Genomic DNA, 14,728 nt, shown 5'->3' with positions numbered 1-14,728 from the left:
TCGCACTCGCCGTCCGGTGTCGTGGGCGGGGTTCGTCCCGAGCCGGGCAGGCCTTCCACCCGGCCGGAGTCGCACACGGCGTCCGGTGTCGTGGGCGGGGTTCGTCCCGAGCCGGGCAGGCCTTCCACCCGGCCGGAGTCGCACTCGCCGTCCGGTGTCGTGGGCGGGGTTCGTCCCGAGCCGGGCAGGCCTTCCACCCGGCCGGAGTCGCACACGGCGTCCGGTGTCGTGGGTGGAGCTCGCCCCGAGCCGAACAGGGTCTCCACCTCCCCGGCATCGGACTCCGCCCCTCCACGGCCGCGTCACCTCCCCGCACCGGAGTCCTCCGCGGGGGCCCCGCCGGAGACGACCGGCAGGCCCTTCCGCCTCTCCGCGCCCGGCCGCCCGGACGCCTCGGCCGGGGCGCCCGCGGAGTCGGCCGGCCGGCCGTTCCGCCTCCCCACACCCCGCCGCACCGGCACCCCCGGCGAGAGCTCGTCCGAGACGCCGGCACGCCTGCTCCCCGCAGACCCGGCACCGGACGAGCCCGCGGCACCCTCCGGCCGCCCCGCCGCGCGGACGACGGAGGCGGCCCGCCCCGGCCCCGCGCGCCCCACCACCCCGCCGCGCCCCGCCCACGAGCCGTCCGTACCGGCCGGCGCCGACCCGGGCACCACCCCCGGGCGGGGCCTGCGCGTGCCCCCGGCGCCGGACGGGCGGCCCGCCCCCTCCGCACCACCCCGCACCCCCGCCCCCGACCCCGCACTGTCCTGGAGCGCCACGCGCCCCCTGGTGTCGTTCGGCGAGCCCGAGGGCTACGACGCTGACGCACGGCCCCGCCCGCTCGGACGGCGCACGGCACCCCGGGCCGCCGCGGCCGCCGTCTGCCTCGTGCTCGGCCTCGGCCTCATCTCGGGCGCGGCCACCGGCAGTTGGCTCGTCGGGGACTCCGGCGCTGAGGGCTCGCCCAGCACCTTCGCCGCCGCCGGAAGCCTCTGGCACCGCGTCCCGGTCGACCAGCTGTTCCCGCCCACCGTGCAGGGCCGGGGCGCCGGCCCCGGCGGAGCGGACCGCACCTGGACCCGGATCGCCGTCGCCCCGGACGCCGGCTGCAAGGGCGCCTTCGACCCGCTGCTGCGCAAGGCCCTCGCGCCCGCCGGCTGCGAACGCCTGCTGCGCGCCACCTACACCGACGCCACCGAGAGCTACGTGACCACCGTCGGCCTGCTCTTCACCACGGCCGACGCCCCCGGCATGACCGCCCTCGCGAACCGTTTCCGCAAGGAACGCCTGGACCGCCGCAACGACCTGATGCCCCTGCCGTACGCGGCGAAGGGCACACCGGCCGCGGACTTCGGCGCCCGGCAGCGCGCCTCCTGGACCGTCTCCGTGCTCACCGAGGCCCCCGTCGTCGTGTACGCCGTCTCCGGCTGGGCCGACGGCCGTACCGTCGACGACCCGCAGCCCGCCGGGGACGCCAGGGAGGCCGACGCCACCACCGCCGCCGCCCAGGCCGGCCTCGGCAACGAGGCCCAGGGCCTCGCCGACCGCGTCGAACGCGACTTCCGCAAGAACGTCCGCTCGGCCTCGGAGCAGCCCTCGTGACCGCCGCGCACCCCCCGGCCCGGATACGCCCGCGCACGCCGTCCCGGACGGCCACCATCCTCTGCGCTTTGCTCACGGCCGGTCTGGTCCTCCTCCCCGCCGCCACCGCCCGGGCCGACGGCATCCGCGCCCAGCAGTGGGCCCTGGACGCCATGCACACCCAGGAGGCCTGGCAGACCACGAAGGGCCGCGGCATCACCGTCGCCGTCCTGGACACCGGCGTCGAGGCCGACCACCCCGACCTCGACGGAAACGTCCTCCCCGGCAAGGACCTGGTCCGCTTCGGCGCCGAGCCCGGGGACCGCGCCTGGGCCCGCCACGGCACCGCCATGGCCGGGATCATCGCCGGCCACGGGCACGGCCCGGGCGACGCCGACGGCGTCATCGGCATCGCCCCCGAGGCGAAGATCCTCCCCGTCCGCGTGATCCTGGAGGACGGCGACCCCTCCCGGGCCAAGGCCCGCAGCACCCGCGGCAACGCCCTCGCCGAGGGCATCCGCTGGGCCGCCGACCACGGCGCCGACGTCATCAACCTCTCCCTCGGCGACGACTCCGCCTCCGCCCACCCCGAACCCACCGAGGACCAGGCCATCCAGTACGCCCTGGACAAGGGCGTGGCCGTCGTCGCCTCCGCGGGCAACGGCGGCGAGAAGGGGGACCACATCTCCTACCCGGCCGCCTACCCGGGCGTCATCGCCGCCACCGCCGTCGACCGCGCCGGAACCCGCGCCTCCTTCTCCACCCGCCGCTGGTACGCCACCGTCAGCGCGCCGGGCGTCGACGTCGTCATCGCCGACCCCGACCACAAGTACTACGAGGGCTGGGGCACCAGCGCCGCCGCCGCCTTCGTCTCCGGCGCCGTGGCCCTGGTCAAGGCGGCCCACCCCGGCCTGAAACCGGCCCAGATCAAGTCCCTCCTGGAGGACACCGCCCGCAACGCCCCCACCGGCGGCCGGGACGACTCCCGGGGCTACGGCTTCATCGACCCGGCGGCCGCCATCCGGCAGGCTGCCCGTATCGAGCCGAAAGAGCTGAAGCCGGCGGCGTACGGAGCGGAGTACTTCGGCCCGGGCCCCGACGGGCCGGGGCCGGACGACGGCCCGTCCGGCTGGGCCGCCTGGCTCGCGGGCGGCACCGGCGGCGTCCTCCTGGCCGCGGCGGTGGTCGTATGGCGCGGACGGCGCGAGGACCACACCATCTTCTAGCGCCACGGCACCGGCCCCGGCACTTCGTCGCGTCCCCCGCCGCCGTACCCGCGAGGTGCCCCGGGGCCGGGCGAGGACCGCCTCCCGCTCCCGATAGGCTCGACGACCGTGGCGAACAAGAACATCCCGGACTCCGGCTTCTCCGACGACGACGGCTCCGCCGACCCCCGGCTGAGCGCGGCTCTCGCCGCCTGGTCGGAGGACCGGGGCGCGCTGGGCCGGGTCCTCGCCGCCCTCAAGGACGCCCGGCTGCTCGTGCCCGTCGTGGCGGTGCTCGGCGAGGTCGAGGAGGACGAGAACGGGCTGCGCCGAGAGAAGACCAGCGACATGGCCGTGCCCACCCTCAAGGCCGGCGACCGCACCGCCCTGCCCGCCTTCACCTCCACGGACTCCCTCGCCCGCTGGGATCCGCAGGCCCGCCCCGTCGCCGTACCGCTGCACCAGGCCCTCCAGGCGGCCGCGCACGAGAAGGCCGACACGATCGTGCTCGACCTGGCCGGACCGGTGCCCTTCGAGCTGACCGGCCCCGCCCTGCTCGCCCTCGCCGAGGGCCGCGCGAGCACCGACCCGCTCGCCGACCCGGCCGTCGTCGGGGCGGTACGGGACGCCGTCGCCGCCGAGCCGGCCGTGCTGCGCGCCCACCTCGGCCCCGGGCAGGCCGACGGCACCCTGGCCCTGGTCCTGGACCCGTCCGCGGCCCCGGCCGAAGCCGCCCGCGCGGTCGCCCGGCGGCTCGCCGCCGACGAAACACTGAGGGCCCGCCTGGTGCGCGGCCTCGACCTGGCACTTCTGCCGGCCGAGGCGACGCCCCCGGGCGAGCCCCTGTTCGTGCGCTGAGATGCGCCCGGACACGACCTAGCCGTAGACCGGACCCGTGTACTTCTCGCCCGGGCCCTGGCCCGGCTCGTCCGGGACGAGCGAAGCCTCGCGGAACGCCAGCTGCAGCGACTTCAGGCCGTCGCGCAGGGGAGCCGCGTGGAAGGAGCTGATCTCGGTCGCGGTGGCGTCCAGCAGACCGGCCAGGGCGTGCACCAGCTTGCGGGCCTCGTCCAGGTCCTTGTGCTTCTCGCCCTCCTCGGTCAGGCCGAGCTTCACGGCGGCGGCGCTCATCAGGTTGACGGCGACCGTCACGATCACCTCGACCGCCGGGACCTCGGCGATGTCACGGGCCATGGCGTCGAAGTCGGGGGACTCAGGAGGGGTCTCACTCATGCCCCACACGATAGGCGCAGGGAGCGGCCGGCCCCCACGTGACCCCGGCCCGTCCCAATTGGCCGTTCCCGGCCACTGCTGGTAATCTCGTGTAACGACCGGTCGGACACGTGTGCCACACAGCCCACGAGACCGACCCACAAGTGGAGGCTTTCGAACTCCCACCCGATCACCCTCAGGGCGGCGGGTCACCGGTCAGGCGGTCCCGCCCCAGCGGCGGCGATCCGTCCGAAAGTGCGCCCCGCGGCTCCCCGCGGCGGTGCTCCGGTAGTTCGAGGAGCCCCGCCTGGGATCGTCCGGGGCATTTTTGTTGCTTCGGCGCGGTTAGGTCTGTCGATACAAGACGTTACGCGGCCGTCCGCCAGACCGTCGCGTGGTGCTACCGAGGAGGATCCATCAGCGCCGAGCCCCGCATCAACGACCGGATTCGCGTTCCCGAGGTGCGACTTGTCGGTCCCAGTGGCGAGCAGGTGGGCATCGTCCCCCTGGCCAAGGCACTGGAGCTTGCGCAGGAGTACGACCTGGACCTGGTCGAGGTCGCGGCGAACGCCCGTCCGCCCGTGTGCAAGCTCATGGACTACGGGAAGTTCAAGTACGAGTCGGCCATGAAGGCCCGTGAGGCGCGCAAGAACCAGGCGCACACGGTCATCAAGGAGATGAAGCTCCGGCCGAAGATCGACCCGCACGACTATGACACCAAGAAGGGTCACGTCGTCCGGTTCCTCAAGCAGGGCGACAAGGTCAAGATCACGATCATGTTCCGTGGTCGCGAGCAGTCCCGTCCCGAGCTGGGCTACCGACTGCTGCAGCGTCTCGCGGAGGACGTCCAGGACCTCGGTTTCGTCGAGTCGAACCCGAAGCAGGACGGCCGGAACATGATCATGGTTCTCGGTCCGCACAAGAAGAAGACCGAGGCGATGGCCGAGGCTCGCCAGGCGCAGGAAGCCCGCAAGGCGGAAGCGAAGGCCAACCCCGGCAAGTCGCAGAACGCCGCGGAGCACGAGGCGCCGGCTGAAGAGCCCGCCGAGGAGCCCGCCGAGGCGTGACTCCCGGGACGCCAGTCCCAGGAAGCAACCGATACAAGACGACGCTCCACCTGTGCCCGGTTTCACGACCGGGCACCGGAGCGCCACCGACGAGGAGAGAACGGCGCTATGCCGAAGAACAAGTCGCACAGCGGTGCCAGCAAGCGCTTCAAGATCACCGGCTCCGGCAAGGTGCTGCGCGAGCGCGCCGGCAAGCGCCACCTGCTCGAGCACAAGTCGTCCCGTGTGACGCGTCGCCTCACCGGCAACGCCGAGATGGCCCCGGGCGACGCCGCGAAGATCAAGAAGCTTCTCGGCAAGTGACGTCCGGGCGCGTGAGCGCCGGACGTACGTCAGACCGGGACCCAATCGATTTCGGGTCGTGTGAGCACCCCCACGACCCCGCTACAAGGAGTTAACAAGTGGCACGCGTCAAGCGGGCAGTCAACGCCCACAAGAAGCGCCGGGCGATCCTCGAGCAGGCCTCCGGCTACCGCGGTCAGCGCTCGCGCCTGTACCGCAAGGCCAAGGAGCAGGTCACCCACTCGCTGGTCTACAACTACAACGACCGCAAGAAGCGCAAGGGTGACTTCCGTCAGCTGTGGATCCAGCGCATCAACGCCGCTGCCCGCGCCAACGGCATGACCTACAACCGCTTCATCCAGGGTCTGAAGGCCGCCAACATCGAGGTCGACCGCAAGATCCTGGCCGAGCTGGCCGTCAACGACGCCGGTGCGTTCGCCGCCCTCGTCGAGGTCGCCCAGAAGGCGCTGCCGAGCGACGTGAACGCGCCGAAGGCTGCGTGACGCCGGCTCGAAGCCGATGTGACTGAAGGACCCGCAGGCCGGACGGTCTGCGGGTCCTGCTGTGCAGCAACCGAGAAAGCGAACAGATGCCCCCTGCCACCCCCGAGCTCATCTCCCCCCGCTCACCCCGCGTCCTGGCCGCGCGGCGGCTGGCCAAGCGGAATTTCCGGGGGAAGGACCGGCTGTTCCTGGCCGAGGGGCCGCAGGCCGTGCGCGAGGCCGCGGGGCACCGCACCGACGCCGGGGCCACGCTCGTGGAGCTGTTCACGACGCTGGACGCCGCAGAGCGCCACGCCGACATCGTGGGGGCCGCCCGGGACGCCGGTGCCCGCGTGCACCTCGCCGCCGAGCAGGTCGTCGCCGACATCTCCACCACCGTCACCCCGCAGGGCCTCGTCGGCGTCTGCCGGTTCCTGGACACGCCGTTCGAGGAGATCCTCGCGGCCCGGCCCCGGCTCGTCGCCCTGCTCGCCAACGTCCGCGACCCCGGCAACGCCGGTACCGTGCTGCGCTGCGCCGACGCCGCGGGCGCCGAGGCCGTCGTGCTGACCGACGCCTCCGTCGACGTGTACAACCCCAAGGCCGTCCGCGCCTCCGTCGGCTCGCTGTTCCACCTGCCCGTCGCCGTCGGCGTCCCCGTGGGGCAGGCCGTGGACGGACTGCGGGACGCCGGTGTCCGGATCCTCGCCGCCGACGGGGCCGGCGACCGCGACCTCGACGACGAGCTCGACAAGGGCACCATGGGCGGACCCACCGCCTGGGTCTTCGGCAACGAGGCCTGGGGGCTCCCGGAGGAGACCCGCGCCCTCACGGACGCCGTCGTGCGCGTCCCGATCCACGGGAAGGCCGAGAGCCTGAACCTCGCCACCGCCGCCGCCGTATGTCTCTATGCGTCGGCGCGTGCACAGCGCGCCTCCGGAGGGTGCCGCTCCGTCACCGGGAACTAGTAGGGTGACCAGCTCAGGACCCCTCTGCGGAGCCTTGGAGGTGGGGTACGGGGATGAGCGTCGGCACGAGCAGCGCACCGGGAGCCCAGGACGCCGGGAACCCGCCCGCCGCGTCCCGGCCGCCCGGTGACCACGCCGGCCTCGGCATCGACCCCGACCAGCTGCCCGACGGGCTCGTCGTCGCCGACGAGCAGGGCCGTGTCATCTGCTTCAACGCGGCCGCCGAGCGCATCACCGCCGTCCGCGCCCGGGACGCCCTCGGGCAGCGCCTGGAGAAGGCCCTGCCGTTAGAGGACCTCGAGGGCCGCCGCTGGTGGCAGCTGACCGACCCCTACGGCGGGCTCGCCATCCGCGTCGGACAGCCCGAGCGCAACCTGCTCCTGCCCGGCGGCCGCGAGGTGCTGGTCTGCGCGCGCTACGTCCGCACCCGGCCCACCGGACCCGTCCGGCGCCTGGTCGTCACCCTGCGCGACACCGAGGCCCGCCGCCGCACCGAGCGCAGCCACGCCGAGCTGATCGCCACCGTCGCCCACGAACTGCGCTCCCCGCTGACCTCCGTCAAGGGCTTCACCGCCACCCTGCTCGCCAAGTGGGAACGCTTCACCGACGACCAGAAGCGGCTGATGCTGGAGACCGTCGACGCCGACGCCGACCGGGTCACCCGGCTCATCGCCGAGCTGCTCGACATCTCCCGGATCGACTCCGGCCGCCTGGAGGTGCGCCGCCAGCCCGTCGACATCGGCGCCGCCGTCGGACGGCACATCCAGGCCTACGTCGCTGCCGGGCAGCCCGCCGACCGGTTCCTGCTGCGCGTCCAGCAGCCGCTGCCCGACCTGTGGGCCGACCCCGACAAGATCGACCAGGTGCTCAGCAACCTGCTGGAAAATGCCGTGCGGCACGGCGAGGGAACTGTCACGATCGACGTCACGGCCACGGCGTCCCCCCGTGAGGGCGAGGACACCGGCACGTCGGTCACGGTGAGCGACGAGGGGCCCGGCATCCCGGAGGAGTCCATGAACCGCGTCTTCACCCGCTTCTGGCGGGGCAGCAAGCGCGGCGGGACGGGCCTCGGGCTCTACATCGTCAAGGGCATCGTCGAGGCCCACGGCGGCACCATCACGGTCGGCCGCGCCCCCGGCGCCGGCGCCGAGTTCCGATTTACGTTGCCCGTGAGCGCTCCGGCCTATCTCGCCTGAGCCCGCGGGCGCATTCCTGTACCTGAGGGTCCCGCTCGGACCGGGCGTCCGAGAGGGACCCTCCACCCCGTTAGACTCGGCCATTGGCACCTTTGTGTCCCTTCAGGCGGCCGTCCGAGTCGGAGACGGGGACCTCCAGCCAGCCAATCGGAAGCACGGGAAGAGATGTCGGCACCGAATAAGTCGTACGACCCTGTCGAGGTCGAGACGTTGAAACCGGAAGAGATCGAGCGCATGCGGGACGAGGCGCTCGCCGCCTTCGCCGCCGCGGACTCCCTCGAAGCGCTCCACGAGGCCAAGGTCGCCCAGACCGGCCCCACCTCCCCGCTGGCCCTCGCCAACCGCGAGATCGGCGCCCTGCCCCCGCACGCCAAGGCCGAGGCCGGCAAGCGCGTCGGCCAGGCCCGCGGTGCCGTGAACAAGGCCCTCGCCGCTCGCCAGACGGAGCTCGAGGCCGAGCGGGACGCGCGCGTGCTCGTCGAGGAGGCGGTGGACGTCACGCTGCCCTACGACCGCGTACCGTCCGGCGCCCGGCACCCGCTGACCACCATGATGGAGCGGGTCGCGGACGTCTTCGTGGCCATGGGCTACGAGATCGCCGAGGGCCCCGAGGCCGAGGCGGAGTGGTTCAACTTCGACGCCCTGAACTTCCTGCCCGACCACCCGGCCCGGCAGATGCAGGACACCTTCTTCGTGCAGGGCCCCAAGGGCACCGACGAGTCCGGCTCCGGCGTCGTGCTGCGCACGCACACCTCCCCGGTGCAGGCCCGTGCCCTGCTCGACCGTGAGCTGCCGGTCTACATCGTCTGCCCCGGCCGCGTGTTCCGCACCGACGAACTCGACGCCACGCACACGCCCGTCTTCCACCAGATCGAGCTGCTGGCGGTGGACGAGGGCCTGACGATGGCCGACCTCAAGGGCACCCTGGACCACATGGTCCAGGCCCTGTTCGGTGAGGACATGAAGACCCGGCTGCGACCGAACTACTTCCCGTTCACCGAGCCCAGCGCCGAGATGGACATGCTCTGCTACGTCTGCAAGGGCGAGTCCATCGGCAACGCCGACCGCCCCTGCCGCACCTGCTCCTCCGAGGGCTGGATCGAGCTCGGCGGCTGCGGCATGGTCAACCCGCGGGTGCTCACCGCCTGCGGCGTCGACCCCGAGAAGTACAGCGGGTTCGCCTTCGGGTTCGGCATCGAGCGGATGCTGATGTTCCGCCACAACGTCGAAGACATGCGAGACATGGTCGAGGGTGACGTCCGGTTCACCCGGCCGTTCGGGATGGAGATCTGATGCGGGTCCCGCTTTCTTGGCTGCGGGAGTACGTCGACCTGCCGGAGACGGAGACCGGTCGCGACGTGCAGGCCAAGCTCATTTCGGCCGGTCTGGAGGTCGAGACCGTCGAGCAGCTCGGCGCCGACCTCAAGGGTCCGCTGGTCGTCGGCCAGGTGGCGACGATCGAGGAGCTGACGGAGTTCAAGAAGCCGATCCGCTTCTGCACCGTCGACGTCGGCCAGGCCAACGGCACCGGCGAGCCCCAGGAGATCATCTGCGGCGCCCGCAACTTCGCCGTCGGCGACAAGGTCGTCGTGGCCCTGCCCGGTGCCGTCCTGCCCGGCGACTTCCAGATCGCCGAGCGCAAGACCTACGGCCGGATGTCGCGCGGCATGATCTGCTCCAGCGACGAGCTGAACATGGGCGACGACGGCACCAAGGGCATCATCGTCCTGCCGCCGGAGACCGAGATCGGCAAGGACGCCGTCGAGCTGCTGGAACTGGTCGACGAGGTCCTCGACATCGCCGTCACGCCCGACCGCGGCTACTGCCTGTCGCTGCGCGGCGTGGCCCGCGAGACCGCCATCGCCTACGGCCTGCCGCTGCGCGACCCGGCCCTGATCGACGTGCCCGCCCCGAACGCCTACGGCTACCCGGTGCGGATCTCCGACCCCACCGGCTGCGACCGCTTCACCGCCCGCACCGTGACCGGTCTGAGCGCCGAGGCCCGCTCCCCGATCTGGCTCCAGCGCCGGCTGCAGAAGGTCGGCATGCGCCCGATCTCCCTCGCCGTCGACGTCACCAACTACGTGATGATGGAGCTCGGGCAGCCGCTGCACGCCTACGACCGCGGACTGGTCCAGGGCACGATCGGCGTGCGCCGGGCCGAGGCGGGCGAGAAGCTCACCACCCTCGACGGTGTCGAGCGCACGCTGGACGCCGAGGACCTGGTCATCACCGACGACCGTGGCCCGATCGGGCTCGCCGGCGTCATGGGCGGCGCCAACACGGAGATCGCCGACCACGACGACGTCGAGAACGCCACGGCGGACGTCGTCATCGAGGCCGCGCACTTCGACGCGGTCTCCATCGCGCGCACCGCCCGCCGCCACAAGCTGTCCTCCGAGGCGTCCCGGCGCTTCGAGCGCGGCGTCGACCCGCAGGCCGCCGCTGCCGCCGCGCAGCGCACCGTCGACCTGCTGGTCCTGCTCGCGGGCGGCACCGCCGAGGCCGGCGTCACCGAGGTCGTCGCCCCCTCCGGGCCCCGCACCATCGCCATCCCGGCCGACCACCCCGACAAGGTCGCGGGCGTCGCCTACGGCCGCGAGACCGTCGTGCGCCGCCTCCAGGAGATCGGCTGCGACGTGTACGGGCAGGACGAGCTGATCGTCACCGTCCCGTCCTGGCGGCCCGACCTCACCGACCCGAACGACCTGGCCGAAGAGGTCATCCGGCTGGAGGGCTACGAGAACCTGCCCTCCACGCTGCCCAAGCCGCCGGCCGGCCTCGGTCTGACGGACCGGCAGCGGCTGCACCGGCGCGTCGGCCGGGCCCTGGCCGGTGCCGGGTACGTCGAGGCGCTGAACTACCCGTTCATCGGCGAGCACGTCTTCGACCAGCTCGGCCTGGAGAAGGACGACCCGGCCCGCCGCGTCGTCAAGCTCAGCAACCCGCTGAGCGACGAGGAGCCCGCGCTGCGCACGTCGCTGCTGCCGGGTCTGCTCGCCGCCCTGCGGCGCAACGACGGCCGGGGCTCGCACGACCTCGCGCTGTTCGAGTCCGGTCTGGTCTTCCGCCCGCGCGAGGAGCAGCGGGTCGCGGCCGTGCTGCCCGTCGACCGCCGTCCGACCGACGAGGAGCTCGCCGAACTGAACGCGGCGCTGCCCGAGCAGCCGCGGCACATCGCCGTTGTCCTCGCCGGGGCGCGCGAGCAGGCCGGCTGGTGGGGCAAGGGCCGTCCGGCCGACTGGGCCGACGCGGTCGAGGCCGCACGGACCGTCGCCCGTGAGGCCGGTGCCGAACTCGTCATCCGCAAGGGGCAGTACGGCCCGTGGCACCCCGGACGGTGCGCCGAGCTGGCGGTCACCGTGGACGGTGCCGAGCGGGTCGTCGGGCACGCGGGCGAGTTGCACCCGCGGGTCGTGAAGGCACTCGGGCTGCCCGCGCGCACCTGCGCCATGGAGATCGACCTGGACGCGGTGGAGACCGCCGGTGACGCCACGGCCACGGCGCCCCGGATCTCCGCGTTCCCCGTCGCCACGCAGGATGTCGCTCTGGTGGTCGACGCGTTCGTGCCGGCCGCGGACGTCGAGGCGGCGTTGCGGGACGGTGCCGGAGAGCTGCTGGAGTCCATCCGGCTGTTCGACGTGTACGAGAACGCCGAGCAGCTGGGGGAGGGGCGCAAGTCGCTGGCGTACGCGCTGCGGTTCCGTGCCACCGACCGGACGCTGACCGTGGACGAGGCGTCCGCGGCCCGGGACGCCGCGGTGGCCCTCGCGGGCGAGCGTGTGGGCGCGGAGCTGCGGAGTTAGTGCCGTGGGGGCCTGCGCTTCGTCGCCGGGTGCGGCTTCGCCGAGACTCGTCGCGCAGTTCCCCGCGCCCCGAGGAACGGGGTGGGTCACCTCACTCGTTTGAGTGGTAAAGGCGGGTGATCTCCCCCTCTCCCGGCGTGCTGTCGACAGAATCGGACCGGCCTTCTCGGGCCGGTCCGATTCTGTGTGTCAGGGCCTATTGGGGGGCCATCGGCATGATCCGTGTCAGGGGTCGGGTACGCAGCCTCGGTCTTCCCACCGCGTGGGGCGCGGCGGCCGTTACGTACAAGCTGGTCTGTCCGCTCGCCCAGGAGACCGGTCTCCAGGCACGGCTCGTCACCAGTGCCGTGTTCTTCGCCGTCGGGACCGCGCTGATCCTTCATGTGCGGCACTCGCTGATGCGGGAGCTGCGGCAGGTGCGCCGGATCGCGGGCGCCGCGCAGCGCGCACTGCTGCGGCCGTTGCCCTCGTGGATCGGCGGGCTGGACGTGGCCGCCGCCCAGTTGTCGGCGGAGCGGGGCGCGGCGGTCGGTGGCGACCTGTACGAGGTCGTCGCCACCGAGCACGGCGTACGGGCCGTGATGGGCGACGTACGCGGGCACGGCATCGGCGCGTTCGGGACCGTCGCCGCCGTACTCGGCTGTTTCCGCGAGGCTGCGCACGACGAGCGGGACCTCGGCCTGGTGCTGCGCCGGCTGGAACGCGCCCTGGACCGGCATCTGCGCCAGGAGCATCCCGCGGGCGCCGCCGAGGAGTTCGTGACCCTGCTTCTCGTGGAGATCCGTCCCGACGGCGAGATGCTCGCGCTCAACTGCGGCCATCCCTGGCCGTACCGGCTGAGCGGCGGGCGGGCGGAGCAACTCGCCGCCGGCGACCCGCATCCGCCGCTGGGCCTCTTTCCGCTGCCGCCGGTACTGCCGACGGTGCGACTCGGCCGCCTCGAGCCCCATGACGCGCTGTTCCTCTTCACGGACGGTGCGCAGGACGCCCGGGACGCCCGTGGCCGATTCTCCCCGCTGGCGACGGCGCCGACGGGGGCGGCGGCGGAGGGCCCGCTCTCCTCGCAGGGCGTCGTCGGCAGGATCTCGACCGCCCTCCGGCATCACACCCGGAGCACACCGCCGGACGACATCGCGCTGCTGGCACTGAGGAACGGACGGCCTGCCCGCCTGGGGGCGCGGGGAACTGCGCGAACGACCACCACGTGCCCGCAGCCGATGACACACCTGTGACACCACGGCGATGACTCGCAGCGCACGGCCGGCGGAGCCGTCCGCCCCGCCACGGAGTGTCGGGCAGGCGGCCGGGCGGACGGCGGGAGCGGGCCGCCGCACTGTACGAGGGGGAGCCGGCGGCCCGGCCGGCCTCTTTCGAGGCAATTCAGTCAACCGGCCCGCGACTGTGAGCGACAGTGCGCACACCGTGCGGATTCGAGCACTCCGTTCACACCCCGTGTGAAGGAGGAGCCACTAATCTGTCCGCACCGAGCCACCCGGGGGGCCCACATGCAGCCCAACACTCTGCTCGACGCGATCCTGGACGAAGCCGGGATCTCGCACGCGGGGCTGGCCGCACACGTCAACCAGGCAGGGCGGGCCCGTGGCCTGTCCCTGAGGTACGAACACACCGCCGTCGCACGGTGGTTGAAGGGGCAGCGCCCCCGCGGCCAGGTGCCGGACCTGATCTGCGAGGTGCTCGCCGCCCGGCTGCAACGGCACGTCACCCTCGACGACATCGGCCTCGGCGTACCCGGCGAGCCGTCCGCCCCGCACACCGGCTCCCTGTCCGGGTTCGTCGAACGGGCCACCGCCCTGTGGCGCTCCGACCAGCAGCAGCGTCCGCACATCCTGGGCGCGCCCGCCCTCACCGGCACCCCCGCCGTGATGCCGGTGTGGGAATGGGAGAACCCGCCCGAGGACGTGGACGTTTCGCGGGGCGGCAGACACCGGGTCACCGCGGGCGACCTGGAGATGCTGCGGGCCGCCCGGACGCACTACGAGCAGATGTACCGCAAGGCCGGGGGCATCGCGACCCGGGCCCGGATCGTCGGCTTCCTCAACGCCGAGGCCGCCCCGCTGCTGCGCGGCAGCTACACCGACGAGACGGGCCGTCAACTGCACCGGGCCACGGGCGGGTTGGTGGCGGTCGCCGGTATCTGCGCCTACGACTCCGACGCCCACGGGCTCGCCCAGCGCTACTTCCACCAGGCGCTGCGGCTCGCCAAGGCCAGCGGTGACCGGGGGCTCGGGGCGTATGTGATCGCTCTGCTCGTCAACCAGTCGCTGTTCATGCGGGAGTACCGGCAGTCCGTCGCCTTCGCGGAGGCCGCCCTGCGGGCCGCCGGCAAGCACATCACCCCGGCGCTCGCCTCCGACCTGTACGCGATGCAGGCCAAGGCGTACGCGCATCTCGGCGACGGCACCAGCGCTTTGTCCTGCATCCGGCGGGCCGAGCAGTCCGCCGAGCGCATCCGGCGCGGCTACGAGCCCGACGAGACCGGGTATGTCCAGCCCGGGCTCGTCAACGTGCAGGTGGCGGAGGCGCTGCTGAGCCTCGGGGAGATCGCGGCCGCAGGGGAGCACGCCGCGGCCGCCGTCGACAACCCGGCGCACGACCGCGGCCGGGTGCACCGCCTGGCGATGCTCAGCACCATCGAGCTGCGGCAGGGCAACGCCGACAAGGCGGTGGCGATCGCCGTGCAGATGGCCGAGCAGGCCCGGGGCATGGAGTCCCAGCGGCTGCGCGACCGGCTGCGTGCCGTGCGGGAGCACCTGGTGCGCAGTGGCTGCGCGGGCACGGCGGAGGCCGCCGAACTCATCGACGGGGCACTGCGCGTACCGTTGTAACTCCGGGCGGTGGTGCCCGTGTCGCGCCGAGGCGCTTCCTGTGCGCCTGCTGTCAGTCCGTCCCTGCTGCGATATTGCCACTCACTCGACGGAAGGTGGCA

13 protein-coding genes and 1 pseudogene are annotated in these 14,728 nt (G+C 73.1%); 12 read left to right on the top strand and 2 right to left on the bottom strand.

Going from position 1 to position 14,728, the window contains the following annotated elements:
• Positions 1-215, bottom strand: a pseudogene (locus AB0937_RS20940) (hypothetical protein); the annotation flags it as partial.
• A gap of 13 nt (positions 216-228) precedes the next feature.
• Here AB0937_RS20940 and AB0937_RS20935 point away from each other — a divergent pair.
• From AB0937_RS20935 to AB0937_RS20925, 3 genes are all read left to right on the top strand, one after another.
• Complete coding sequence (locus tag AB0937_RS20935; RefSeq protein ID WP_366713601.1) at positions 229-1,584, top strand: hypothetical protein; 1,356 nt, start codon at positions 229-231, stop codon at positions 1,582-1,584.
• A gap of 23 nt (positions 1,585-1,607) precedes the next feature.
• Positions 1,608-2,789, top strand: a complete 1,182-nt coding sequence (mycP, locus tag AB0937_RS20930; RefSeq protein WP_366713680.1) for a type VII secretion-associated serine protease mycosin — start codon at positions 1,608-1,610, stop codon at positions 2,787-2,789.
• A gap of 108 nt (positions 2,790-2,897) precedes the next feature.
• Positions 2,898-3,626, top strand: coding sequence for an SseB family protein (locus AB0937_RS20925; protein ID WP_366713599.1), 729 nt, complete (start codon positions 2,898-2,900; stop codon positions 3,624-3,626).
• Between the two features lie 18 nt (positions 3,627-3,644).
• Here AB0937_RS20925 and AB0937_RS20920 read toward each other — a convergent pair whose 3' ends face one another.
• Complete coding sequence (locus tag AB0937_RS20920) at positions 3,645-4,001, bottom strand: DUF1844 domain-containing protein (protein ID WP_062925865.1); 357 nt, start codon at positions 3,999-4,001, stop codon at positions 3,645-3,647.
• Between the two features lie 395 nt (positions 4,002-4,396).
• Between AB0937_RS20920 and infC the strand changes: the two genes are divergently transcribed.
• The 9 genes from infC (at position 4,397) to AB0937_RS20875 (ending at position 14,627) form a co-directional block, all read left to right on the top strand.
• Complete coding sequence (gene infC / locus AB0937_RS20915; RefSeq protein ID WP_366713679.1) at positions 4,397-5,047, top strand: translation initiation factor IF-3; 651 nt, start codon at positions 4,397-4,399, stop codon at positions 5,045-5,047.
• Between the two features lie 108 nt (positions 5,048-5,155).
• Positions 5,156-5,350, top strand: coding sequence for a 50S ribosomal protein L35 (rpmI, locus tag AB0937_RS20910; RefSeq protein WP_003977225.1), 195 nt, complete (start codon positions 5,156-5,158; stop codon positions 5,348-5,350).
• A 98-nt stretch (positions 5,351-5,448) separates the two neighbouring features.
• Positions 5,449-5,832, top strand: coding sequence for a 50S ribosomal protein L20 (gene rplT / locus AB0937_RS20905; protein WP_010045263.1), 384 nt, complete (start codon positions 5,449-5,451; stop codon positions 5,830-5,832).
• A gap of 86 nt (positions 5,833-5,918) precedes the next feature.
• Entirely contained in the window at positions 5,919-6,779 is an 861-nt protein-coding gene (locus AB0937_RS20900) for an RNA methyltransferase (protein WP_366713597.1), read from the top strand.
• A 53-nt stretch (positions 6,780-6,832) separates the two neighbouring features.
• Complete coding sequence (locus AB0937_RS20895; RefSeq protein WP_366713595.1) at positions 6,833-7,975, top strand: ATP-binding protein; 1,143 nt, start codon at positions 6,833-6,835, stop codon at positions 7,973-7,975.
• A 165-nt stretch (positions 7,976-8,140) separates the two neighbouring features.
• Positions 8,141-9,268 (top strand): phenylalanine--tRNA ligase subunit alpha, encoded by a 1,128-nt coding sequence (pheS, locus tag AB0937_RS20890; protein ID WP_366713594.1) that lies wholly within the window; start codon positions 8,141-8,143, stop codon positions 9,266-9,268.
• Complete coding sequence (gene pheT / locus AB0937_RS20885) at positions 9,268-11,781, top strand: phenylalanine--tRNA ligase subunit beta (protein WP_366713592.1); 2,514 nt, start codon at positions 9,268-9,270, stop codon at positions 11,779-11,781. Before pheS ends, pheT begins: the two co-directional genes overlap by 1 nt.
• Positions 11,782-11,996: 215 nt before the next feature.
• The gene (locus AB0937_RS20880; protein ID WP_366713590.1) at positions 11,997-13,013 is read left to right on the top strand and encodes a PP2C family protein-serine/threonine phosphatase; all 1,017 of its coding nucleotides are present in this window, start codon (positions 11,997-11,999) and stop codon (positions 13,011-13,013) included.
• Between the two features lie 273 nt (positions 13,014-13,286).
• Positions 13,287-14,627, top strand: coding sequence for a transcriptional regulator (locus tag AB0937_RS20875; protein WP_366713589.1), 1,341 nt, complete (start codon positions 13,287-13,289; stop codon positions 14,625-14,627).
• The last annotated feature ends 101 nt before the right edge of the window (positions 14,628-14,728 follow it).

This window comes from Streptomyces sp. NPDC047880, from assembly GCF_040706515.1.
Lineage (GTDB): Bacteria > Actinomycetota > Actinomycetes > Streptomycetales > Streptomycetaceae > Streptomyces.
Note: the sequence above shows the minus strand (reverse complement) of the source record. Positions and strands in the feature narration are given on the sequence as shown.